The organism is Nocardioides sp. Leaf285 (genome assembly GCF_001422955.1).
GTDB classification, from domain to species: domain Bacteria; phylum Actinomycetota; class Actinomycetes; order Propionibacteriales; family Nocardioidaceae; genus Nocardioides; species Nocardioides kribbensis.
The window spans coordinates 1-23,642 of sequence record NZ_LMNH01000002.1 but is presented as its reverse complement, the minus strand read 5'-3'; the positions used below and the strand labels follow the sequence as shown (position 1 = coordinate 23,642).

At 76.9% G+C, this 23,642-nt stretch carries 19 protein-coding genes and 1 pseudogene; 12 read left to right on the top strand and 8 right to left on the bottom strand.

All coding sequences use genetic code 11. The features are described from left to right. The first annotated feature begins 36 nt into the window (after positions 1 to 36). From ASF47_RS05365 to ASF47_RS05345, 5 genes are read left to right on the top strand one after another with little or no spacing between them, the layout of a single operon-like run. Positions 37 to 486: an SRPBCC family protein gene (locus tag ASF47_RS05365; protein ID WP_056863025.1), complete on the top strand. Its 450-nt coding sequence runs from the start codon at positions 37 to 39 to the stop codon at positions 484 to 486. Next, positions 483 to 1,661 carry a glycosyltransferase gene (locus ASF47_RS05360; protein WP_200918966.1) on the top strand — a complete coding sequence of 393 codons (1,179 nt, stop codon included), beginning with the start codon at positions 483 to 485 and terminating at the stop codon, positions 1,659 to 1,661. Before ASF47_RS05365 ends, ASF47_RS05360 begins: the two co-directional genes overlap by 4 nt. Beyond that, a complete protein-coding gene (locus tag ASF47_RS05355; RefSeq protein ID WP_056863024.1) occupies positions 1,658 to 2,737 on the top strand; it encodes a glycosyltransferase in 1,080 nt (359 codons plus the stop codon). Before ASF47_RS05360 ends, ASF47_RS05355 begins: the two co-directional genes overlap by 4 nt. Beyond that, entirely contained in the window at positions 2,734 to 3,762 is a 1,029-nt protein-coding gene (locus tag ASF47_RS05350) for a glycosyltransferase (RefSeq protein ID WP_056863023.1), read from the top strand. The genes ASF47_RS05355 and ASF47_RS05350 overlap by 4 nt, the downstream gene beginning before the upstream one ends. Next, on the top strand, positions 3,759 to 4,571 hold the full coding sequence (locus ASF47_RS05345) for a glycosyltransferase family 2 protein (RefSeq protein WP_056863022.1): 813 nt from the start codon (positions 3,759 to 3,761) through the stop codon (positions 4,569 to 4,571). Before ASF47_RS05350 ends, ASF47_RS05345 begins: the two co-directional genes overlap by 4 nt. Before the next feature lie 495 nt (positions 4,572 to 5,066). Here ASF47_RS05345 and ASF47_RS21640 read toward each other — a convergent pair whose 3' ends face one another. The 6 genes from ASF47_RS21640 to eat form a co-directional block, all read right to left on the bottom strand. After that, positions 5,067 to 6,755 carry a glycosyltransferase family 2 protein gene (locus tag ASF47_RS21640; protein WP_200918965.1) on the bottom strand — a complete coding sequence of 563 codons (1,689 nt, stop codon included), beginning with the start codon at positions 6,753 to 6,755 and terminating at the stop codon, positions 5,067 to 5,069. Further along, positions 6,749 to 8,041, bottom strand: a complete 1,293-nt coding sequence (locus ASF47_RS05335; protein ID WP_056863020.1) for a hypothetical protein — start codon at positions 8,039 to 8,041, stop codon at positions 6,749 to 6,751. The genes ASF47_RS21640 and ASF47_RS05335 overlap by 7 nt, the downstream gene beginning before the upstream one ends. Continuing rightward, on the bottom strand, positions 8,038 to 9,156 hold the full coding sequence (locus tag ASF47_RS05330; RefSeq protein ID WP_056863019.1) for a WcbI family polysaccharide biosynthesis putative acetyltransferase: 1,119 nt from the start codon (positions 9,154 to 9,156) through the stop codon (positions 8,038 to 8,040). Before ASF47_RS05330 ends, ASF47_RS05335 begins: the two co-directional genes overlap by 4 nt. Before the next feature lie 728 nt (positions 9,157 to 9,884). Further along, the gene (gene eutC / locus ASF47_RS05325) at positions 9,885 to 10,667 is read right to left on the bottom strand and encodes an ethanolamine ammonia-lyase subunit EutC (protein WP_200918964.1); all 783 of its coding nucleotides are present in this window, start codon (positions 10,665 to 10,667) and stop codon (positions 9,885 to 9,887) included. A gap of 170 nt (positions 10,668 to 10,837) precedes the next feature. Continuing rightward, entirely contained in the window at positions 10,838 to 12,253 is a 1,416-nt protein-coding gene (locus ASF47_RS05320) for an ethanolamine ammonia-lyase subunit EutB (RefSeq protein WP_056863018.1), read from the bottom strand. Beyond that, on the bottom strand, positions 12,250 to 13,704 hold the full coding sequence (gene eat / locus ASF47_RS05315) for an ethanolamine permease (RefSeq protein ID WP_082500045.1): 1,455 nt from the start codon (positions 13,702 to 13,704) through the stop codon (positions 12,250 to 12,252). The genes ASF47_RS05320 and eat overlap by 4 nt, the downstream gene beginning before the upstream one ends. Before the next feature lie 277 nt (positions 13,705 to 13,981). Here eat and ASF47_RS05310 point away from each other — a divergent pair, with 277 nt between their 5' ends. Beyond that, positions 13,982 to 14,269: an excalibur calcium-binding domain-containing protein gene (locus tag ASF47_RS05310; protein WP_056863017.1), complete on the top strand. Its 288-nt coding sequence runs from the start codon at positions 13,982 to 13,984 to the stop codon at positions 14,267 to 14,269. Next, positions 14,266 to 15,279, top strand: a complete 1,014-nt coding sequence (locus ASF47_RS05305) for a DUF2510 domain-containing protein (RefSeq protein WP_056863016.1) — start codon at positions 14,266 to 14,268, stop codon at positions 15,277 to 15,279. The genes ASF47_RS05310 and ASF47_RS05305 overlap by 4 nt, the downstream gene beginning before the upstream one ends. Positions 15,280 to 15,457: 178 nt before the next feature. On the opposite strand, the gene ASF47_RS05300 is transcribed toward ASF47_RS05305, so the two are convergent. Further along, on the bottom strand, positions 15,458 to 16,747 hold the full coding sequence (locus tag ASF47_RS05300) for an NADH:flavin oxidoreductase/NADH oxidase family protein (RefSeq protein WP_235558646.1): 1,290 nt from the start codon (positions 16,745 to 16,747) through the stop codon (positions 15,458 to 15,460). 220 nt (positions 16,748 to 16,967) lie between these two features. Here ASF47_RS05300 and ASF47_RS05295 point away from each other — a divergent pair, with 220 nt between their 5' ends. Together ASF47_RS05295 and ASF47_RS05290 are read left to right on the top strand one after the other, a co-directional pair. Beyond that, the gene (locus tag ASF47_RS05295) at positions 16,968 to 18,344 is read left to right on the top strand and encodes a flavin monoamine oxidase family protein (RefSeq protein ID WP_056863015.1); all 1,377 of its coding nucleotides are present in this window, start codon (positions 16,968 to 16,970) and stop codon (positions 18,342 to 18,344) included. A 202-nt stretch (positions 18,345 to 18,546) separates the two neighbouring features. Then, the gene (locus tag ASF47_RS05290) at positions 18,547 to 19,290 is read left to right on the top strand and encodes a hypothetical protein (protein WP_056863014.1); all 744 of its coding nucleotides are present in this window, start codon (positions 18,547 to 18,549) and stop codon (positions 19,288 to 19,290) included. A 95-nt stretch (positions 19,291 to 19,385) separates the two neighbouring features. Here the strand turns inward: ASF47_RS05290 and ASF47_RS05285 are convergent, their stop codons facing one another. Continuing rightward, entirely contained in the window at positions 19,386 to 20,402 is a 1,017-nt protein-coding gene (locus ASF47_RS05285) for a helix-turn-helix domain-containing protein (protein WP_056863013.1), read from the bottom strand. A 120-nt stretch (positions 20,403 to 20,522) separates the two neighbouring features. Between ASF47_RS05285 and ASF47_RS05280 the strand changes: the two genes are divergently transcribed. From ASF47_RS05280 to ASF47_RS21840, 3 genes and pseudogenes are all read left to right on the top strand, one after another. Then, complete coding sequence (locus ASF47_RS05280) at positions 20,523 to 21,464, top strand: helix-turn-helix domain-containing protein (RefSeq protein ID WP_056863012.1); 942 nt, start codon at positions 20,523 to 20,525, stop codon at positions 21,462 to 21,464. Between the two features lie 122 nt (positions 21,465 to 21,586). Next, positions 21,587 to 22,924 (top strand): annotated as a pseudogene (locus ASF47_RS21845) (GAF domain-containing protein); the annotation flags it as partial. Position 22,925: 1 nt separating this feature from the next. Then, the coding region (locus ASF47_RS21840) for a methyl-accepting chemotaxis protein (protein ID WP_235558644.1) at positions 22,926 to 23,642 on the top strand (717 nt) is incomplete at both ends.

Here is a 23,642-nt window from a genome sequence, read left to right as displayed (position 1 = left end):
CGTAGAACGGAGGTCCGACAACCGAAGGACTCCGCCGTGCCCAGCGTCGAGCGCACCGTCACCACCCACACCCCCCTCCCGCGGGTCTGGGACTACCTTTCCGACTTCACCTCCACCGAGGAGTGGGACCCGCCCACGCAGCGCACCACCCGCACCTCCGGCGACGGCGGGGTCGGCACGATCTACCACAACGTCTCGTCCTTCCTCGGCTCCGAGCAGGAGGTGGAGTACACCGTCGTGGAGCGCGTCGAGCAGGAGCGCCTGGTGCTCACCGGCGACGCCGGGTCGGTGCAGCTGCGCGACACCCTGACCTTCGCCACGACCGCCCTCGAGGACGGCACGACCGGCACCGCGGTGACCTACCACGCGGAGTTCGAGCCGCAGGGCGCCGCCAAGCTGGCCACCCCGGTGCTCCCGGCCGCCCTGAAGGTCCTGGCCGACAAGGTCGCCTCCAGCCTCGAGGAGCGCCTGGAGCGCCTGTCGTGACCCTCGACGTGGCCCCCCGCCCCTCCGCCGGCGCCCCGGCGCCGGGCGGGGCGGGCACGCCGGACCGGGCGGGCGCGCGCACCCTGCGCGTCGCCTCGGTGCCTTCGGGCCACGTCTACGTGCGCCACCTCGACCGCGAGGACGGCCTCGGCGCCGTCGAGCGACTCCCCGACCCGCACCCCGACGACCCCTCGCGGGTCGCGGAGGAGCGGTGGTGGCCCCCGGTCATGCTCGACCCGGAGTGGGTCGAGCGGGCCGCGCCCGACGCCTTCGACGTCTACCACCTGCAGTTCGGCTTCGACGCGCGCGAGCCCGCCGAGCTGGAGCGCCTGGTCGCGGCCCTGCGGAGACGACGTACGCCGCTCGTCTACACCGCCCACGACCTGCGCAACCCCCACCACCTCGACCGCGCGGCCCACGACGCCCAGCTCGACGTGCTCGTGCCGGCCGCCGACGCGGTCGTCACCCTCACCCCCGGCGCCGCCGCGGAGATCCGCGCGCGCTGGGGCGTCGAGGCCGTGGTGGTGCCGCACCCCCACGTCGTCGACACCGACACCATGGGCGTGGCCCAGGACTGCCGCGCGCGCCGGCGCACCGGCGCCTTCCGGATCGGGCTGCACCTCAAGAGCCTGCGCGCGAGCATGGACCCGATGGCGGTGCTGCCGATCCTGGTCGAGACCGTGGCCGCGCTGCCCGACGCCGTGCTCCAGGTCAACGCCCACCACGACGTCATGGACCCCGGCTTCGTGCGCCACGACGCGGCGCTCGCGGCCTACGTGCAGGACGCCGCGCGCGCCGGGCTGGTCGACCTCGAGGTCCACGACTACCTCCCCGACGACGCGCTGTGGCGCCACCTGGGCTCCCTCGACGCCTCCGTCCTGCCCTACCGCTTCGGCACCCACTCGGGCTGGCTGGAGGCCTGCCGCGACCTCGGCACGACCGTGCTCGCCCCGACCTGCGGCTACTTCGCCGAGCAGGGTCCGGTGCTGTCGTACGCCGCCGACGAGCACGGCGTCGACGCCGACTCGCTGGCCGCCGCGGTGCGCCGCGCCCACGACGAGCGCCCGCGCTTCGGGGCCACCATCGAGGAGCGCCGTCGTCAGCGCGACGCCGGCGCCGCCACCCACCTGGAGCTCTACCGCTCGCTGGTCGCCGCCGCACGAGGGGTCTCGTGAGGGACCGGCTCCGCATCTGCCTGGTCGCCTCGAGCCTCTACCCGATCGGCGAGCCCTTCGCGGGCGGGCTGGAGGCCATGACCCACCAGCTGGCGCGCGAGCTGCTGCGCCGCGGCCACGAGGTGTCGCTCTTCGCGGCCCCCGGCAGCGACCCCGCGCTCGACGTCACCGAGCTCGACGTGCCCCGCTTCGTGCCGTCGCCGGCGGCCGAGGCCGACGTCAACGCCCCGCCGCGGCGGTGGATGGCCGAGCACCACGCCTACCTCGGGCTGATGCTCGACCTCGCTCGCGACGCCTCGACCCGCTTCGACGTCGTGCACAACAACAGCCTCCACCACCTGCCCGTGGCGATGGCCCACACCGTCGACGTGCCCCTGGTGACCACCCTGCACACCCCGCCCGTGCCGTGGCTGGAGTCGGCCGTGGCGCTGTCGCCGGCCAGCAGCTCCTTCGCCGCGGTCTCCGAGCACACCTCGCGCGCCTGGGCCCACCTGGCCCCGGCGGTGCCGATCCTCAACGGCGTCGACGTCGACCGCTGGACCCCCGGCCCCGGCGGCGGGCCCGCGGTGTGGTCGGGCCGGCTGGTCGCCGAGAAGGCGCCCCACGAGGCCATCGACGCCTGCCGGCTGGCCGGCATCCCGCTGGTGCTCGCCGGACCCGTGCCCGACGAGGCCTACTTCGAGCGCGAGATCGCCCCGCGCCTGGGTCGCCAGGCGGTGCACGTGGGCCACCTCGACCACAAGGCGCTCACCCGCCTGCTCGGCCGGGCCTCGGTCGCGCTGGTCACCCCCGCCTGGGACGAGCCCTACGGCCTGGTCGCCGCCGAGGCGATGGCCTGCGGCACCCCCGTGGCGGCCTACGACCGCGGCGCGCTGCGCGAGGTCGTCGCCGACGAGGCCGGCGCCCTCGCCCCCGGCGGGGACGTCGAGGCGCTCGCCGTCGCGGTCACCGCCGCGCTCGGGCGCGACCGGGGCGCGGTGCGACGCCACGCCGTGCAGCACTGCTCGCTGCGGCGCATGGTCGACGAGTACGAGCGGCTCTACCGCTCCCTCGGCCGGCTCCGGGACGCCGCATGATCGGCTACTACGTCCACCACCACGGCAAGGGCCACCTCCACCGCGCCACCGGCCTCGCCCGGGTGCTGCACGCACGCGGCGTCGAGGTCACCGGACTGTCGTCGCTGCCGGCGCCCGAGGCCTGGCCCGGGCCGTGGGTGCGCCTCGACCGCGACGACGAGGGCTCCCAGGCCCTCGACGTGAGCGCCGGCGGCCGCCTGCACTGGGTGCCGCGCCACGACGGCGGCCTGCGCCGACGCTCGGCCCAGGTCTCGCGGTGGATCGAGGAGGCCGTGCCCGACCGCGTGGTCGTCGACGTCTCGGTCGAGGTCGCGCTGCTGGCCCGGCTGCACGGCGTGCCCGTCACCGGCGTCGTCCTGCCCGGGCGCCGCGGCGACGCCGCCCACCTGCTCGGCCTCGACGTGTGCGACCAGCTGGTCGGCTTCTGGCCGGCCGTCGCCACCGGGGCGCCGGGCGGGCCCGGCATGCTCCGCGACGTGCCCGACACCGTGCTCGAGCGGCTCCACGCCGTCGGCGGGCTCTCCCGGCTCACAGCCCCGCCGGCCGCCGAGGCACCCGAGCGTCGTACGCCGGGGCGCGAGCGCTCCGTCGTGGTGCTGCTGGGCGCCGGCGGCGACACCGTCGGCGCCGACGTGCTCGACCTCGCCCGCGCCCAGACGCCCGGCTGGCGCTGGACCGTGCTCGGCGGGGCCCACGGCGCCTGGGTGCCCGACCCGACCGCCCTGCTGGCGGAGGCCGAGGTGGTGGTCACCCACGCCGGGCAGAACGCGGTGGCGGAGGTGGCCACGCTGCGCCGCCCGGCCGTGGTCGTGCCCCAGGACCGCCCCCACGACGAGCAGCGCTGCACCGGCGAGGCCCTCGCCGCCGGACCCTGGCCGGTCGTGGTCGAGCCGCACCTGCCCGCCGACGGCTGGGCCGCGCGCCTGGAGGCCGTGGCCGCCCTCGACGGCGAGGGGTGGGCCGGCTGGTGCCCGACCGACACCGCCGAGCGCTTCGCCGACCTGGTGACGGGGGCTCCCGCGTGACCCGGGTCGCCGTCACGACCATCGCCCACGGCCGGGGCGACCACCTCGCCGCCCAGCACCGCTCGCTGGCCGCGGGCGGCCGGGTGCCCGACGACTACCTCGTCGTCGCCATGGACGACCCGTCCCTCGAGCCCGCCACGGTCGGTGGCCTGCGCCGCCGCGTGGAGCGCGTCGGTCGCGACGCGGTCGGCCTGCCGCTCGCCCGGGCCCGCAACCGCGGCATCGAGGACGCCTTCCGCTCCGGCGCCGACGTCGTGGTCGCGCTCGACGTCGACTGCCTGGCCGGCCACGACCTCGTCGCGTCCTACGCCGACGTCGCGCTGCGCCGCCCCGACGCGGTTTGGTCGGGCCCGGTCACCTACCTCCCGCCCTCGCCCGGCGGCTACGACCTCGCCCGGCTGCCCGCGCTCGACGACCCCCACCCCGCTCGCCCCGACCCCGCGCCCGGCGAGGAGCACGTGGGCGGGCGGCCCGACCTCTTCTGGTCGCTGTCGTTCGCGCTCTCGCGCGAGGCGTGGACCCGCGCCGGCGCGTTCTGCGAGGAGTACGTCGGCTACGGCGGCGAGGACACCGACTTCGGTCACCAGGTCGCCGCCGCGGGCGTCGGGCTCGGCTGGGTCGGCGGCGCCCGCGCCTACCACCAGCACCACCCCACCACCGACCCCCCGGTGCAGCACGTCGACGACATCCTGCGCAACGGTGCCCTCTTCGCCCGCCGGTGGGGCCGCTGGCCCATGGAGGGCTGGCTCGAGGCCTTCGAGGCCCGCGGCCTGGTCCGCCGGGTCGACGGCGGCTGGGCCCGCGCCTGACCCGCACCACCCGGTGGTCGGGGTGGGAGCCCCGGCGCGGGGCCGACGGGGCCGGTCGAGACGTCATACGAGACGTGGATGTGCATCCACCCTGCGCATGACGTCGGAGCGCGGGGCGGGCCACCGCGGGAGCCCCGGCGACCGCGGCTGACGGGGCCGGTCGAGACGTCATACGAGACGTGGATGCGCATCCACCATGCGCATGACGTCGGAGCGCGGGGCGGGCCACCGAGCCCGTCCCGGCGACCGCGGCTGAGGGGACCGGTCGAGACGTCATACGAGACGTGGATGCGCATCCACCGTGCGCATGACGTCGGAGCGCGGGGCGGGCCACCGAGCCCGTCCCGGCGACCGCGGCTGAGGGGACCGGTCGAGACGTCATGCGGGACGTGGATGCGCATCCACCGTGCGCATGACGTCTGAGCGCGGGGCGGGCCACCGAGCCCGTCCCGGCACCACCGACGCGTGCCGGCGGCCGGTGAGCGGGCCGCTCGGTCAGCCCCAGCCGCCGAGGTAGGACTCGAGCGAGGCGTCGGGGGCGACCGGCCGCAGGTCGAGGCCGGTCAGGGTGGTCTCGCCGAAGAGCGCGTCCACGCCCTCGGCCCCGGCTCGGGCCCAGCGTCGCCGGCGGCGCACCGTGCGCAGGTCGGTGAGCCGCAGCCACTCCGCGGCACCGTCGCCGGGACCGTCGCCCGACGCGCCCTCCCCGCCCACCCCGACCGCCCCGGGGGCGTCGACGCCGCCGACGGCGTCGAGCACCGCCCGCCAGCCCGCGGCGGGGCCGCGCACGGGTCGGCGTACCTCGAGCAGGCGGGAGGCGGTGCGCAGGTCGGGGCGGCCCAGCCGCAGCCGGTCGTCGGCGCCGCCCAGCCGGGCGTGGTCGGCGCGGGAGAGGTGCACCCGGGCCCGCGGGAGCGCGGCGAGCAGGCTGTCGACGCAAACGGCGACGCCGGTGGGGTCGAGGCCCTCGGCCACGACGACCACCGGGTCGGGCGGGCCGAGCCGCAGGCCGGTGGTGGTGGCGCCGGGGCCGTCGAGGCGGCGCGCCACGGCGAGGGTCTCGTCGAGCTTGCGGGCGCGACGCTCGACCTCGTCGCGACCGGCCCAGTCGGGTCCGTCGTGCCAGGCCACCGCGTCGGGGGCGTGGGCGAGCAGCCCGCCGTGGCGCCACACGCGGGCCGCGAGCTCCCAGTCCTCGCCGCCGTAGGCGCGGAAGGTCTCGTCGAAGCCGCCGAGACCCTCGAAGAGCCAGCGACTGCACGCCAGCACCGCCGCGATGACGAAGCGGTAGGAGCGCTCGTCGGCGTCGAGCAGGTCGCGGCTGGCGGTGTAGGCGTCGTCGAGCCACGCGGGGGCGGGCAGCTCGCGTTGCGGACCGACCTGCTCCACCGGCGTCGCGGGGTCGGTGGCGGCGAGGTCGGCGTGGCGGCGGCGGCCCACGACCAGCGCCTCGGGGCAGCAGGCGGGCAGCCTCACCATCGCGGTGAGGAAGCCCGGCTCGGGGGTGGTGTCGGCGTCGAGGAAGACCAGCACCTCGCCGCGGCCGGCCGCGGCGCCGAGGTTGCGCGCGGCGCCGGCGCGGAAGCCGCGATCGGCCTGGCGCACGAGCCGTACGCCGTCGGGCACCGCCGGCGCCTCGCGCGAGCCGTCGTCGGCGACCACCACCTCGACGTCGCGCCAGGTCGTGCCCGCGCCGGTCTGGCGGGTGAGCGCGTGCAAGGTGCGGGCCAGCTCGCGGGGCTGCTCGAAGTGGGTGACGACCACCGTCACCGACGGCGGGCCGCCGCGGGCGGGGGCGTCGGAGTGGGCGTCGAAGTGGGCGGCGGATCGGGCGTCGGAGTGGGCGTCGGAGTGGGCGTCGGAGTGGGCGGCGGAGTGGGCGCCGGAGTGGGCGCCGGAGTGGGCGTCGGAGTGGGCGCCGGAGTGGGCGGCGGAGTGGGCGCCGGAGTGGGCGCCGGAGTGGGCGGCAGCGGAGTCGCAGGTGCCGGCAGGGTCGCGGGCGTCGGCGGGGTCGTGGACGGGGGTGGGTTCGCGGGCGTCGGCGGGAGCGACCGCGAGCGCGAGGTCCCACCGGTTTCCCGGCACGGGCAGGACGCCGGGCGGCGCGACCTCGAGGCCCGGCAGGTCGACGGGGCCGGCCAGCGGGCCGGTCCGCTGGGCCGCACGACGGCCTCCCGTCACCACGGCTCGAGCACCGGCTGCGGCGGGTGGGGCAGGGCGCGGTGCACGCCGGCCCACCAGGCGGCGTAGGTCCGCGCGGTGTCGCTCAGCAGGGGGCGCAGGTCGTCGGCCGCGGCGCGGGTGCGGGAGGGGTCGGCCAGGGCGGCACGCAGCTCGTCGACCAGCGAGTCGTCGTCGTAGAGCCGGAAGCCGCCGGGGCGCAGGGCGTCGACCTCGCGCACGTAGGGCCCGTCGAGCGCGAGCGGGCGGCGGCCGGCGGCGAGCCAGGAGTTCATCGACCCCGACGCCGAGACGTGGCGGTGGCCGGTGACCGGCACGTCGACGGCACGCATCCACTCTGCGAGGTCGGCGTCGCCGAGGTAGCCGGTGACCCGCCAGCCCACCCCGCCGGTGCGGGCACGCGCGGCGAGCTCGTCGAGCAGGTCGTCGTGGCCGGCCACCGGCGCCCCGAGGGCGACGACCTCGACGTCGTGCCCCTCCTCGGCCAGCGCCGAGGCCGCGCGCACGAGCTCGCGGTGGCCCTTGTCGGGGTAGACGAAGCCCAGCAGCGCGAGGCGCACGCGCCCCGCCGGGGCCTCCGGCACGGCGCCGTCGCCGGGCTCCGCTGCGCTCGCGGCATCGGCGGGATCGACCGGGTCGAGCGGCACGACGGGCAGGTGCACCACGGTCGAGCGCAGCGCCCCGGGAGCGGACGCCCCGGGCACCCGGTCGAGCACGCCCGCGAGCAGGTCGGCCTCGTGGTGGCTGTTGACCGCCCAGGTGCGCACGCCGCGCACGACCTCGGCGTACGCCGCGGCGCGGTCCTCGCCCGCCCACGGCTGGGGCACGTCGTGCAACGTCAGTGTCGTCGGCACCTGCGCGGCCAGCGCCACCACGGCCGCCGCCGACTCCGCGGACGAGTCGCCGAAGAGCCGGTCGGTCCAGTGCACGTGCACCGAATCCGCGCCGGTGCGACGCGCCTCGGCGACGGCGTCGGCCGGGGTGCCGACGAGCACCCGGGCGCCCAGCGCCTCGGCGACCTGACGGGCGTAGAGCGCCACCCCGTGGCGCGCGTCGTCGTGCACCAGGTGCAGCGGGAGCGCCGCCCGGCGACGGGTCTCGGCCGGGTCGGGGCGATCGGTCCCGGTGCGGTCGGCCTGGGGGCGACCGGAGTGATCGGCACCGGAGGGATCAGCACCGGGGCCGACGGTCGACGGACCGACGGCCCGGGCGTCGCCGGAGGTGGGTCCGGGAGGCGCACCACCGGTCCCGGCGTCGCGGGTCAGGTCGCGGGTCAGGTCGCGGGTCACGGGGCGAGCCCGAGGTGGTCGAGGGTGCGGCCGTGGCGGGCGAGGGCCTCGCGGACCATGGCCGGGTGGTCGGCGTACCAGGCCAGCTGCGCCGCCAGCACCTCCCGCTCGGCGACCGACCGGCCCCCGACCCGCCAGTGGTCGGGCGAGGGTGCGGGGCCGTCGGCCGGACGGCGTACGGCGGCCACCGCCGGGTGCACCGGCGCGTGCACGTCGTCGAGCAACGGGCGGCCCGGGTCGACCTCCAGCGGAGCCAGACCCAGCGAGGCGCGCACCCGCCGGGCGACCCCGGCCAGGACCCGCGGACCGGGGTGGTTGACCGTGCGCATGTCGTCGACCGCCGGGTCGTCGAGCAGGTCGGCCACCGCGACGCCGCCGTGTTGCTGCTGGCGACGGCGCAGCTCGGCGCCCGAGTCGTCGCCCACCGCCCGCACGGCGTCGGCGGTGAGCGGGGGGAGGTCGCCGAGCAGGGCGTCGAGGCGGCTGCCGTCGGCGCCCGGGTCGGTGTGCCCGCGCGCGGCCAGCACGACGGCGCGCAGGTCGTGGTAGGCCACCACCGGGGGCACCACCCCGTCGAGCTCGGGCGGGTGGACGACGACGTGGAAGGGGTGGAGCCCGGCGTACCGCACGCTCGACACCAGGGCCGTGCGCAGGTCGGCGCGGGCGCGGGCGAGCACCTGCTCGGTGCCGAGCGGCAGGTCGCGGTAGTCGGCGCGGGTCGGCTGGGCCACGAGGAGGTCGGCGCGCTCGAGCAGCGCGTCGAGGTGGGGCAGGTCGTCGGCGGTGAGCTCGTGGATCGGCGGCACCCGCACGCTCACGACGTCGCTCGTGGGCCGTGTCGGGTGGGCGCCGCGCAGGACCGCGGAGCGGGTGAGGCCTGGGGCGGTGGGGTGGGCGCCTCGCAGATCGGCAGGCGGGTCGGTCGGCGGGTCGGTGGCCGCAGGGCCGGCAGGCTGGTCGAGGGGCTCGGCGGCGGGGTCGAGGAGCAGCCGCAGCGACTCGGCCTGGCAGTTGCCGAGCAGGAGCAGCAGCGGGCGGTCGGTGGGGACCGGGTCGAGGCCGTAGAACGCGCCGTAGTGGCGGCGACGGCCGAGGTCGACGATGGTCGCGGGCACCGGGCGGCTCCTGGGGATCTCTGACGGGCAGGGGGTGGTGCGGGGGCGGTCCACGGATGCGGCGGCCCGGGCCGGTGACGCGGGCCGGTGACGCGGGCCGGTGACGCGGGCCGGTGACGCGGGCCGGCGACGCGGACCAGCGGTCCGGTCGACCCGGCGACCGGACAGCGCGGCTGGCTCACCGGCCGGACCACCTCGTGGGCGACCACCCACTCCACCACTCCCCCGCCCCGTGGGGCTCACCCGCAGGGCCGAGGGCCGGCGCGGCGGGCCGCACCCGGGGCAAGGCGTCGTAGCCGAACGGGCACACCAGCGCCACAGCGCCCCGTCGTCCCGGGCGCGGCGCGTGGCAGGGCGGATCCGCACGGGAGCAGGTGCCGCCGGCGAGCACTGTGCCCGCTCGGTTACGGCGCCCGCCCGCCCCCGGACGTCATACGCCCTGTGGATGCGCATCCACCCTCCGCATGACGTCCCACCCTGGCCCCGCGCGCCCGCCCCGGGACGTCATGCGCCCTGTGGATGCGCATCCATCCTCCGCATGACGTCCACCCCCGGGCCCCCGGCCCCGACCCGACCCGGCGCGCCCGCCGTACGCCGCGATCCGCCGGCTCGAGGACCGCCCTGGACCGAGCCTGTCGGCCCGGACCCGCACCTGTCGGCCCGTGTGCCGGCCGACAGGTGCGGGTTTCGCCAGCCGGCCGGTGAAACCCGCGGAGGCCGACCCCCGGTCAGTCGGCGGCCAGCTCGGGGGCGAGCGAGGAGTCCTTGAGGCGCACGCCGGAGGCGCCGAGCTCGCGGGCGCCGCGCACGAGACCGGCCACGACGGCGGCGGCCCGCTCGTAGGAGAGTCCGTCGGGCGGGTGCACGTTGGAGACGCAGTTGCGCTCGGCGTCGCTGCGGCCGGCACGGGGGTGGTGGGTGAGGTAGATCCCGAGGCTGTCGGCCACCGAGAGACCCGGGCGCTCGCCGATCACCACGAGGAGGGTCTCGACGCCGAGGGCCTCGCCGACGTGGTCGGCCAGGGCGACGCGGGCCTGGGTGGCGATCACCGGCGGAGCGATCGTGCAGTCGTCGCCGAGGGCGGCGCGCAGGGCGGCGACGATCGCCGCGAGGAGGCCGGGTCCGTGGTCGACCAGGGCGCGCGGGGAGAGCCCGTCGGCCAGCACGATCCCGACCTGGGCCCCGCCTCCGGCACCGGCACCGGCACCCACGCCGGTCCCACCCCCGGCCAGTCCCGCGAGGTCGGCGGGCTGACGGCCGAGGTCGGGCCGTCGCAGGTACTCCGCGCGCGAGGTCGCCCTGCTGGTGACCCGCAGCGGCTCGCCGAGCCCGACCGCGGCCACCGCGGGCGCCAGCGCGTCGACGTCGAGCGGCTCGTGCACGGCGTCGCGCGCCGCGGCGTGGGCGGCCTGGAACTCCAGCACCCGCCGGGTGGGCAGCGCGTCGCCGGCGCGGCCGAGGCCGATGCGGGCCTGGGTCGTCGTACGCAGCGACGACCAGAGGTCGCCCACCACCGCCGGGTCGACCCCACCGTCCGGCGCACCGGCACCCGCGCCCTCCGGCGCACCCGCGCCCTCCGGCGCACCGACCCCCTCCGCGGCGGACGCCGACCACCCGCTCCCCCCGCCCGCTCCGGCGGCCCCGGTCGTCCCGGCCGTCCCGCTCACCGCGCTCACCCCGGTCACCGTGCGGTCAGCTCGCGCAGCGGCGAGGCGTCGAGGTCGGTGGGCAGGATCCGACCGGCGTCGCCCAGCATGCCGAGCCCGTCGAGCCACGCCTCGAACTCCGGCGCCGGCCGCAGCCCCTGCACCTGGCGCAGGTAGAGCACGTCGTGGAAGGACAGGCTCTGGTAGCCCAGCATCACGTCGTCGGCGCCGGGCACGGCGATCACGAACGACGCCCCCGCGGTGCCCAGCAGGGTCAGCAGGGTGTCCATGTCGTCCTGGTCGGCCTCGGCGTGGTTGGTGTAGCAGACGTCGACGCCCATCGGCAGGCCCAGCAGCTTGCCGCAGAAGTGGTCCTCGAGCCCGGCGCGTACGATCTGCTTGCCGTCGTAGAGGTACTCGGGGCCGATGAAGCCGACGACGGTGTTGACCAGCAGCGGGTCGAGCATCCGGCACACGGCGTAGGCCCGGGCCTCGAGCGTCTGCTGGTCGACCGGGCGCCCGCCGACGCCGAGGTGGGCGCCGGCGCTGAGCGCGGAGCCCTGCCCGGTCTCGAGGTACATCACGTTGTCGCCGACCGTGCCGCGGCGCAGCGAGCGCCCGGCCTCGTTGCCCTCGCGCAGCAGGTCGAGGGTGACCCCGAAGCCGGCGTTGGCGCCCTCGGTGCCGGCCACGGACTGGAAGACCAGGTCGACCGGCGCGCCGCGCTCGACCAGCTCGATGGTGGTCGTGACGTGCGAGAGCACGCACGACTGGGTCGGGATCTCGTAGCGCTGGCGGATGTCGTCGAGCAGGTGCAGCAGGGTCGCGGTGGCCTCGGGCGAGTCGGTCGCGGGGTTGATCCCGATCACCGCGTCGCCGCAGCCCAGCAGCAGCCCGTCGAGGGTGGCGGCGGCGATGCCGCGCGGGTCGTCGGTGGGGTGGTTGGGCTGCAGGCGGGTGGCCAGGCGTCCCGGCAGCCCGATCGTGGTGCGGAAGGCCGAGGTCACCCGGGCCGCGCGACCCACCGCGATGAGGTCCTGGTTGCGCATGATCTTGCTGACCGCGGCCACCATCTCCGGGGTCAGCCCCGGCGCGAGCGCGGCGAGCACCGCGGCGGCGTCGGGGCGGGTGCAGGTCTGCAGCAGCCAGTCGCGCAGCCCGCCGACGGTCAGGTGCGAGACCGGGGCGTAGGCGGCGCGGTCGTGCCCGTCGAGGATCAGCCGGGTGACCTCGTCGCTGTCGTAGGGCACCAGCTCCTCGGTGAGGAAGGTGTCGAGCGCGACGTCGGCCAGCGCCCACGCGGCGGCCGCGCGCTGCTCGTCGGACTCCGCCGCGCAGCCGGCCAGCTGGTCGCCCGAGCGCACCGGGGTCGCCCGGGCCATGAGGTCGACCAGCCCGTCGAAGGCGTACGTCGTGCCGCCGAGGTGCTGGCTGTAGCGGGCCCCGGTCACCGCACCGACGCCTCCGCCTCGGCGAGCGCCGCGAACTCCTCGTCGGGCGAGCCGGCCACGAGGTGGTGGCGGCTGTACAGGCCGAAGTAGGCCATGAACGCCACGAAGACGCCCAGGCACGACAGCGCGGCGACGGTGTCGACGAGGAAGGTGGCGACCACGGCGAGGGCGGCCACGACCAGGGCGAAGCCGGTGGTCACCGCACCGCCGGGGGTGCGGTAGGGCCGCGGCATGTCGGGCTCGCGGCGGCGCAGCACGACGTGGCTGGTCATCATCAGCACGTAGGACAGCGCGGCCCCGAAGACGGCCATGTTGAGCAGCACTGCTCCCTGGCCGGTGAAGGTCAGCGCGAAGCCGATGACGCCGGGCACGACGAGCGCGAGGAGCGGCGCCTTGCGCCGCGTCGTGATCGACAGCACCCGCGGCAGGTAGCCGGCGCGCGAGAGCGCGAAGAGCTGGCGGGAGTAGGCGTAGATGATGGAGAAGAAGCTCGCGACCAGACCGGCCAGGCCGATGTAGTTGACCGTCGTCGCGGCGGCCCCGGAGCCGAGCGCCTCCACCAGCGGGTTGCCCGAGCCCTTCATCGCGTCGGCGCCCCCGGCCCCGGTGACCAGCAGCAGCATCGCGGCCGCGCTGACCAGCAGGAGCGCCATCGCGGCGATGATCCCGCGCGGCACGTTGCGCTCGGGCTCGGCCGCCTCCTCCGCGGCCAGCGGCACCCCCTCGATGGCGAGGAAGAACCAGATCGCGTAGGGCACCGCCGCCCACACCCCGAGCACCCCGAAGGGCAGGAAGGCCGACGAGCCGGCCGCGTCGGTGGGGGCGATGTCGGTGAGGTTGTCGAGGTCGAAGAGCGGCACCGCCGCCACCGCGAAGACCACCAGCCCGAGCACGGCCACCGCGGTGATCACGAACATCACCTTCAGCGCCTCGCCCACCCCGGCCAGGTGCACCCCGATGAAGAGCGCGTACGCCGCGAGGTAGACCCACCAGCCGTCGGTGATGCCGAACAGGCCGAGCGACTCGACGTAGGCCCCGATGAAGGTGGCGATGGCCGCGGGCGCGATGGCGTACTCGATGAGGATCGCGGTGCCCGTCGCGAAGCCGCCCCAGGGTCCGAGCGCGCGGCGGGCGAAGGTGTAGCCGCCGCCGGCGGCCGGCAGCGCCGAGGACAGCTCGGCCATGCCGAGCACGAGGGCGAGGTACATCGCCGCGATCAGCACCGTGGCGATGAGCAGGCCGCCGAAGCCGCCCTGCTCGAGACCGAAGTTCCACCCCGAGTAGTCACCGGAGATGACGTAGCTGACGCCGAGGCCCGCCAGCAGCACCCACCCCGCCGAGCCCGAACGCAGGCTCCGCTTGGCGAGGTACTCCGCGTCCGCGCCTCCCGGGGCACCGGGCGGCGCAGCCGTGGACGTCGCGGCGGCAGGGGTGGTGAGACGTTCCGACATGGCGGACCAACCTTCGACGGGGTGCTGCTCGGTCTAGTGGGTCCGGCGACGCTAGGTCAAGGGTGTGACGGCCCTGCTCCGCCCGCGTTGCGGCCACGTGACGCGCGCGTCCGGGTCGCGACCGCCTGCCGCACCGGCGCCGGGTGGCCCGTCCGGCACCGCCGCCCCGACCCGACCGTGCGCAGCCCATGGCCCGACCGTGCGCCGCGCATGGCCCGTCCGGGTGGTCCTGACCCGATCGCGCACGGCGTCGGCCGCGTCTCTTTACCTTCGGGGCATGACCTTCGCCCCTCGCATCGCCGCCGTCGTCCTCGCCCTCGGCGTCGCCGCCTCCCCCGCCCTCACCTCGGTGAGCGCCGACGCCCACACCACCGGCATCCACGACAACTGCACCAACCTGCAGAAGCAGTGGAAGCACGGGGTGGGTCGCAGCAACGCCGTGGACAAGACCTCGGGCAAGAAGGTCACGAACTTCTACCGCAACACCAAGGCCTACAACACCGCGGTCGCGCACAACGGCACCCTCGACGCCGACAAGGACGGCATCGCCTGCGAGAAGGCGTGAGCACGCCCGGGCCGGGGTGGCACCAGGACCCGGCGCGCCCGGCCGGGCACCTGAGGTACTGGGACGGCCGACGCTGGACCGAGGCGGTCGCCACCCCGCCACCCGCGGCCGCCGGGCGCCCCGCGCCGTACGCCGCGCCGCCGCCGCGACCCACCCGACCCGGCGCGCCGGGCGGTCCGGTGCGCTGGGCCGCGCAGCACCGGCGGCTGACCGCGGCAGCGGCCGTGCTCGCCCTCGTGGCCCTCGCCGGCGCGGTCGGCGCCGAGGAGGACCGACCGGCCGAGGCTGCGTCGGGCGACCCGGTCGCCACCGCACCCCGGCCGACCGACCCGGCCACCGCACCCGGACCGACGCCGACCGACGCCGTCGAGCCCGCCGCCGACGCGAGCACCGACCCCGCCGCGACCGGCGCCGGGTCGGGCAGGGCCGCACCTGCGCAACGTCCGCCGCGTCCGCCGCGCACCTACCTCGTCACCCGGGTCGTCGACGGCGACACCCTGGAGCTGGGCGACGGCACCACGGTGCGCCTGGTGGGCGTCGACACCCCCGAGGTCGGCGAGTGCGGCTCGGAGAAGGCCACCGCGCTGCTCAGCCGGCTGGTGCTGGGCGCGCGGGTGGACCTGCGCCGCAGCGACGAGGACCGGGACCGCTACGGGCGTCTGCTGCGCTACGTCGACCTCACCTCGGGCCCGCGCCCCGACACCGGGCTGCGCCTCATCGACGCGGGTCTCGCCGTCGCGCGCTACGACTCGCGCGACGGCTACGGCGCGCACCCGCGCGAGCGGTCCTACGTCGCCGCCGACCGCGCCGCCGGCGACCTCACCTGCCGTACGCCGGCGCCGGTGCGCGCCCCGGCCGCGGCCCCGGCGTCGTGCGCCGCGGGCTACTCGCCGTGCCTTCCGCTCTTCCCGCCCGACGTCGACTGCGCCGACGTCGACGGGCCGGTGCGGGTGACCGGACCCGACCCGCACGGCCTGGACGCCGACGGCGACGGCACCGCCTGCGAGTAGGGCAGGCGGGACCGCCACGGAGTCGGACGGGCACACCGCCCCGACCTGCGCCGGGCGTGGCCGGGTCGCCGCATCACCGCGGGCGGCGCGCGGCCGGCGCGCGCCCACCCGCGGGACAGCGCCGGTCCGGCTCCGCGGGCCCCGCGCTCGAGCCGGGCTCGAGCCGGGCCGAGCCCGGTCAGAGCCCCCGGCGGGTCGAGCGGATGCTGTCGCGACCGTTGCGGGCGAGGTACTGCGCCACGTTGAGGGCGGGGTGGCGGTCGGGGGCGGGGTCGCGGCCGTCGGCCATGCGCCACATCTGCACCGAGTAGTGGACCAGCTCGGTGAGGTTGTCGAGGGTCCTGATGCCGCTGCGGCGCGGGCGCACCTGGCTGCTGGTGACGCTGCCGTCGAGCAGCCCGGCGGGGGCGTGGGGCTCGACCGTGAGCGGGCGGCCCAGCCCGACCACGTCGACCGCGCCGCTGGCGACGGCCTCGCTCATCGCGCCCAGGGTGCGGAAGCCGCCGGTGAGCATGAGCGGCAGGTCGGGCACCTCGCGGCGCAGGCGCTCGGCGAAGTCGACGAAGTAGGCCTCCCGGCGCCGCGTGCTCTCCTTCAGGCTCGGGTCGACGCCGAGCATGGCGGCGCTGGAGTAGGTGCCACCGGAGACCTCCAGCAGGTCGACGCCCTCCTCGGCGAGCACGCGCGCCACCTCCAGGGAGTCGTCCTCGCCGAAGCCGCCGCGCTGGAAGTCGGCGGAGTTCAGCTTCACCGACAGCGACCGGTGCTCCCCGATCTCGGCGCGCACCGCGCGCACCACCTCGACCAGGAACCGGCGACGACCTTCGGCGTCGCCGCCCCAGCGGTCCTCGCGGCGGTTGGTCACCGGGGAGAGGAACTGGCTGATGAGGTAGCCGTGGGCGGCGTGCACCTGCACCCCGTCGAAGCCGGCGCGGCACACGATGCCGGCGGTGCGCGCGAAGCGGGCCACCAGGTCGACCACCTCGTCGTCGGTGAGCGCGCGCGGGGTGACGAAGAGGCCGCCGGTGCCGGGCACGGCGATCGCCGAGGGGGCGACGGGCCGGGGGGTCAGCGTGCGCGGCGCCTGGCGCCCGGGGTGGTTGAGCTGCACCCACACCCGCGCGCCGCCGGCCTTGGCCGCGCTCGCCCAGGCGCGCAGGTCCGCGAGGTCGCGCTCGTCCTCGACCGCGACGTTGCCGGCCTCGCCGAGGGCGGTGCGGTCGACCATGACGTTGCCGGTGACGATGAGCCCGGTGCCGTTGTCGGCCCAGCGCTCGTAGAGCCGTCGGATCCGGCTGCCGGGCGAGAGGTCGCGACGACCGAGACCCTCGCTCAGGGCGGCCTTGGCCAACCGGTTGGGCAGCGGGTCGCCGTGGGCGAGCGGGAAGGGCCGGGCGAGCAGGGCGCGCTGCTCCTCCGGGGACGGGCCGGGGTCGGGCGTCGGCGGGGTCGGCGAGGCGGCGGTCACCGCAGCATCCTCGCCCGACGCGCGGCCCGCGCGCAGCCGACGTGACGCGCGACACGTCCGCCCGTCGGTGCCGGGCGATCTTGCCGATTCCGTCGTACGGCGGCGCCCTCGGCTACGATTACCGCAGTCCGCACCCCGATCGGACACCCCGATCCGCAGCAACGCCTCACGTGGACGACCTCGCGCCGACCACCTCGCCCCAGCCTCCTGGAGAGACCGCATGACGACCACGCCCGACCCGCAGTCCGCGACGACCGCGCCCGACCGCGACGTGGTGGTCGTCGGCGCCGGACCGGCGGGGCTGATGACCGCCCGCACGCTGCAGGCGGCCGGGCTGAGCGTGGCCGTGCTCGAGGCCCGCGAGCGGGTCGGCGGGCGCACGTGGAGCGACGTCGTCGACGGCGCCTTCCTCGAGCTGGGCGGGCAGTGGGTCTCCCCCGACCAGACCGCGCTGCTGGGGCTGCTCGACGAGCTCGGCCTGTCGACCTTCCCGCGCTACCGCGAGGGCCGCTCGCTCTACCGCACCGCCGAGGGCGAGACGGTGGCCTACGAGGGCGACACCATGCCGGTCGGCGACGCGACCGCGGCCGAGATGGAGCGGCTCACCGCGCTGCTCGACGACCTGGCCGCCGAGATCGGCTGCCGCGAGCCGTGGGCCTCGCCGCGCGCCCGCGAGCTCGACCGAGTCTCCTTCCACCACTGGCTGCGCGAGCAGTCCGGCGACGAGGTGGCCTGCGACAACATCGGGCTCTTCATCGCCGGCGGCATGCTCACCAAGCCCGCGCACGCCTTCTCCGCGCTCCAGGCCGTGCTGATGGCGGCCTCGGCAGGGTCGTTCTCCCACCTGCTCGACGACGGCTTCATCCTCGACCGGCGCGTGGTGGGCGGCATGCAGTCGGTGAGCGAGGCCATGGCCGCCGACCTCGAGGTGCACCTCGAGACCCCCGTGCGCACCATCCGCACCCACGCGGCCGGCGTGGTCGTCGAGTCCGACCGGACCACCCTCGCCGCCCGTCGCGTCGTCGTCGCGGTGCCGCCGAACCTCTACACCCGCATCAGCTTCGACCCGCCCCTCCCGCGTCGCCAGCACCAGATGCACCAGCACCTGTCGCTGGGCCTCGTCATCAAGGTGCACGCGGTCTACGACCGCCCGTTCTGGCGTGAGCGGGGACTGTCGGGCACCTGCTTCGGCCCGAGCTCGCTGGTGCAGGAGGTCTACGACAACACCAACCACGACGACCCCCGCGGCACGCTGGTCGGCTTCGTCTCCGACGAGAAGGCCGACGCCCTGCTCGAGCTCGACGACGACGCGCGGCGCGCTGCCGTGCTCGGGTCGATCGCGGAGTACCTCGGGCCCGACGCCCTGGCCCCCGAGGTCTATGCCGAGTCCGACTGGGCCAGCGAGGAGTGGACCAGGGGCGCGTACGCCGCGTCCTTCGACCTCGGCGGGCTCTCGCGCTGGGGCCGCCACCAGACCGCGCCCGTGGGCCGCATCCACTGGGCCTGCTCCGACACCGCCGCCGAGGGCTACCAGCACGTCGACGGGGCGCTGCGCCGCGGGGCGGCCGCCGCCCAGGAGGTCCTCGACGCCGGCTGACCGTCCCGACCGGCGACGGGCTCGTCGACCGCCCAGCGGCCGCGGACGGCCTGGCGCGGTGCGCCGTACGGCTCGCCCTCGGCGCCGCACGGCGCGTCAGCACCCGGCCGGCCCGGCCGATCGGATCTGCGAGCCGAGGGTCCCCCCGCCCTCCCGCCCGACCCCGCGTCGCGGCGCCCCCTTCCCCCTCTCGGAGACCGTCATGACCCTCGACACCCTCGCGAGCACGCCCACGAGCCCCTCGTGCGTCGCCGGCGCGCCGACCAGCCCGGGTCGCGGGCACGCGGCCCGGTCGACGCCGCACGGTCGGCGCCGCCCCGAGGGTCCCGGCGCGGCCGGCGTGGGCTGGCTCCTCGCCGCGGCCGGCACGTCCTCGGCCGTGGTCACCCTGCTGACCACCGCGGCCGCGCAGCCGGGGCTCGCGGGTGCCGCCGCCCCGGCCACCGCAGCCGCGACGACGGGCGCCGTCGCCCTGCTGGCGGGTGGCGCCGGCGCCCACCTCGCCCGCGACCACGCGCGGTCGGCGTCGGCCCACCGCCTGCTGCGGCGCTCCGGGCGCAGCGCCGCGGCCGCCGCGGTGACGGCCGCGGTGGTGCTCTGCCTCGGACCCGCGGCACCGGTACTGCACGTCGTGGCGGGTGCCGCGGTCTGGGCCCTGCTCGGCTGGACCGCGTCGTGCCTCCTCGCGGCCCACCGCGCCCAGGGGCCCTCGAGGCGCAGGCGGCGTCTCGTGAGCGCCGGCCTGCTCGCCGGTGCCGCCGGACCGCTCACCAGCGGGGCCCTCGCCGCCCACCTGGCCGCCGCGGCCGCCGGGCCGGGCGCCGCCGCCCACGGGGTGCAGGTGGCGACGCTCCTCGTCGTGCCGCTGTCGCTCTGCCTCGCCGCGCTCGGCGCCCTCGGCGAGGCCGCCCGCCGCGGACCCCGGACCGGCTCGGCGCGAGGCTGAGGCCCGGCGGGCACGCGCGGGCCGGCCTCGGCCGCCGCCCCCCCGTCCCACCCGGTCACCAGCGGACGGTCGGGAGGGGCAGGCGCTCGGGTCGCTCAGTAGAGGCCGGGTCGCCCGTAGTTGCGCTCGAGGCGCCGCAGCGCGAAGGCCAGGTCGAGCCGGAGCCGGCCGGCCGGCTCGGTCACCGACCAGCCGAGCTCGCGCTCCAGGCCCTTGACCTGGCGCTGGAGCGTGGAGTGGTGCACGGGGATCCGCTCGGCCGCCGAGCGGATCGTCGTGGTCTCGGATATCGCGGTCAGGGCCCGGCCGGCGGGGCTGTCGGGGGCGCCGACGGCGTCGAGGGCGACGACGTCGCGGCTGCGCATGGCCCCGGCCACGAAACCGGCGGCCAGGGCGAGCAGCCCGCTGCCGACGTCGCCGGCCCTGACCCACCGCTCGCCCGGGTCGTCGGCCTCGCCCGTCGCCGTCAGCCGCAGCGCCATCCGCGCCTCGTTCCAGGCGATCGGCAGCTCCGAGGCCGGCCTCGGCCGGGACACCCCCACCTGCGACCAGGCCGGCGGAGGGGCCAGCGACGGACGCGGCCCCGGCACGGCGTGCAGGACGAGCGTCTGCTCCGGGCGCAGCCGCAGCCGCCGCAGCGCGTCGAGCCGGTCCTCCGGCGTGGCCCCCGGGTCGACCGCCACCTCGAGGGCGCCCTCGCCCGCGTCGGTGGGGGCGCTCGCCCTGCGGCGCTCGTCGAGCAGCGGGCCGAGGAGGCGCGCTGCGCGCGCGGTGACCACCGAGGCGAGCAGGTCGTCGTGGTCGCCGCGGCGCAGCAGGAAGCCCACGCCCCCCTCGAGGGGGGCGAGCGGGTGCTCGGGCCCCGGGGTGTGCCGCTCGGCGCCGACCGGGATCGGGTCGACCCGCGTGGCCGAGGCGCGCAGCCAGAGGCCGTGTGCGGGGGCGTGGAGCTCGACGACCGAGCCGGCGAGAGACGCGACGGTGCGCAGGCACTCGTCGACCCCGGCCACGCCGGTCCACGGACTGTCGAGGCCCTCGAGGGCCCGGAGCGCGTCGGCGGCCTCCTGGTCGACGTCGGCGATGCGCGCCACGAGCCGCGTCAGCGCGTCCATGCACCACCTCCGTGATCGCCCGAGAAGTCCACGTCGATGGCGCGACGCGTCGGCGACGCTACACAGCACTGTTTGACGTATCACCTAGCGCCGGATGTCACGCCGGTAAAGTTGTGTGCGATGAGTCCCGCGGTCGCTCCCCCGTCGTTCCCCGAGTCCCTGTCGGCCGCCATCGCCGCCCGCGGCGTCACCCTGCGCGAGCTCGTCGACTCCCTGGGCGCGCGCGGCCACGCGGTCAGCCTGTCGACCCTGTCCTCGTGGCGCACCGGACGGCGCCGGCCCGACGGCGCGGCCTCGCGGGAGGTCGTCGAGGCCCTCGAGGACGTGCTCGACCTGGCCCCGACGACGCTGTCCAGCCTGCTGGGCCCCAGTCGCCGCCCGGGCCCGCGCGACACCACGCCCTACAGCGTCGGCGGGGAGGAGGGCACCGCGGAGGCCCTCCGCGCGCTGGGCATGAGCGACCCGCACGCCCTGGTGGAGAGCAGCTCGCACGTCGTGCTCGACGTCGACCTCACCGGGCGTGTGACCCGCCTGACGGCCCGCGCGGCGTGGCTGGCGCGCACGCCGGGGGCCCACCACGCGCCGTACTTCGTCGCCGTCGACACCCCCGCCGCCTCCTCCTCGTCGACCGCCGAGGCCGCCGTCGCGACCCCCCACGCCGCCGACGGCGCGATCCCTGCCCTGGAGCCCCCGACGATCCGCGCGGTCGCCGGCTGCACCATCGGCGCCACCCACCACCGCGCCGAGACCGGCCTCTTCGCCGCGGAGCTGCGCCTGCACCGGCCGCTGGAGACCAACGAGACCGTGATCACCGAGATCGAGCTCAGCGGCATGCTCGGCGGCCCCGACGAGCCCGGGTGGGACCTCATGGTCACCCGACGCCAGCGGGTGCTGGCGCTCTGGGTCCGCTTCGACCCCCGGCGGGTGCCCCGCACCATCCACGCGATCACCCACGACGCGCGAGGCAGCGTGCGACGCCGTGTGGCCGCGATCGGGCCCGAGGCCCACCTGCTCCAGCCCGGCTTCGGCCCCGGCACCGCCGGGCTGCGCTGGGAGTGGTGAGCACGCCGTACGGCGGGTGACTCCCGCCACCCGGCGGCTCGGACCGGGCCCCCCGGGTGCCGACCGGTCTGGTGACCGGCTGCACCAGCGGGTCTTCCCCCACCCGCCCGGAGGCCCCCCGCATGAGCCAGCTCGCTCCCGACCGCCCGCACTCACCCGAGGACGACGAGCCCACCCCCGTGCCGCGGCTCCAGGCGCCGCTCCCCGTGCCGCGGCTCCAGGCGCCGCTCCCCGCGCCCCCCGCCGACTCCCAGGCCGGCGCCACCGCACCGACCCGTGACGAGCCGACGGGCGACCAGCTGCTGGCCGCCTTGCCGATGCCGGCCGTCGTGGTCGACGCCGATGGCACGGTGCGCCACGCCAACGACCTGGCCGACCTGGCCTGGCGGATGACCGCGAGCCCCGGCAGCGAGGACTCGGTCGTCGACCTGCCGCTGGCGCGGCTGCTGCCCCTGGAGCCCGGCACCCTGACGCCCGGGCCCGCCGACCGCGGCCCGCGCCGACTGCGCGTCTCCCACGTGGGTCGCGACCTCGACGTGGTCGTCACCCTGGTCCGCGAGGGCGCCCGCCCGCTGCAGCTGGTCACCCTCACCGACGTGACCGACGCCGTCGCCACCGAGCGGGTCCGCGAGGCCGACGCCCGCGACCGCGCCGCGGTGCACCGCGTGGAGGCCGGGGTCGCCGCCGCCACGACCGAGGTCGAGGCCGCCCGCACCGCGATCGAGCGGGTCCGCGAGGAGTTCGGGTGGGCCTACGGGTCCTACTGGACGGTCGACCCGAGCGACCGCACGCTGCGGTTCTCGCTGGAGTCGGGCGACGCGGGGCCGGAGTTCCGCGAGGTCACCAGGCGCTCCTCCTTCGCCGAGGGCGTGGGGCTCTCGGGGCGGGCCTGGCGCAGCCGCGACCTGTTCTTCACCCCCGACCTGGGTGAGATGACCGACTGCGTGCGCGCCCCCGTGGCCCAGCGCGTCGGCGTGAAGTCGGGGGTCTGCTTCCCGATCGTGGTCGACGGCGACGTCGTCGGCACCATGGACTTCTTCGCCACCGAGACGCTCTCGCCCTCGCCCCAGCGCCTGGAGGCGCTGCGCAACGTCGGACGCCTGGTCTCCGCCGCGCTGGCGCGCATCGCCCACGACGACGCCGAGAAGGCCGCCGCGGCCGACCTCGCCGAGAAGGTCGAGCAGGTGCTCGAGGTCGTGCGCGCCGCCTCCGCCGGCGACCTGACCCGCGAGGTCACCCTCACCGGCACCGACGCCATCGGCCAGCTCGCCGCCGGCCTCTCCACCCTGCTCACCGCCCAACGCGACTCCATGATCGCCATCGGCCGCACCGCCGACTCCCTCGCCATCGCCGCCGAACAACTCACCATCCTCTCCCAAGGCATGGGCGACGGCGCCACCCTCACCTCCGATCGCGCCGCCTCGGCCACCGGCTCCGCCGGCGAGGTCTCCGCCTCCATCNCTCACCATCCTCTCCCAAGGCATGGGCGACGGCGCCACCCTCACCTCCGATCGCGCCGCCTCGGCCACCGGCTCCGCCGGCGAGGTCTCCGCCTCCATCCAGACCGTCGCCTCGGCCGCCGAGGAGATGACCGCCTCCATCCGCGAGATCGCCCAGAACGCCACCGAAGCCGCCACCGTCGCCACCGGCGCCGTCACCGTCGCCTCCTCCGCCCAAGGCACCGTGGCCTCCCTCGGCGAGTCCTCCGCCGAGATCGGCCAAGTCATCAAGGTCATCACCTCCATCGCCCAACAGACCAACCTCCTCGCCCTCAACGCCACCATCGAGGCCGCCCGCGCCGGCGACGCCGGCAAGGGCTTCGCCGTCGTGGCCAACGAGGTCAAGGAACTCGCSAARGAGACCGCCCGCGCCACCGAGGACATCGGCCGCAAGATCGAGGCCATCCAAGGCGACACCACCGGCGCCGTCACCGCCATCGCCGAGATCTCCGARGTCATCGGCCGCATCAACGACATCCAGACCACCATCGCCTCCGCAGTCGAGGAACAGACCGCCACCACCAACGAGATCGCCCGCTCCGTCACCGAAGCCGCCGGCGGCGCCAACGGCATCGCCGACGACATCGCCCAAGTCGCCTCCGCCGCCGACGACACCCGCCACGGCGCCCACAACACCCTCGARTCCGCCACCGCCCTGGCCACCATGGCCACCGAGCTC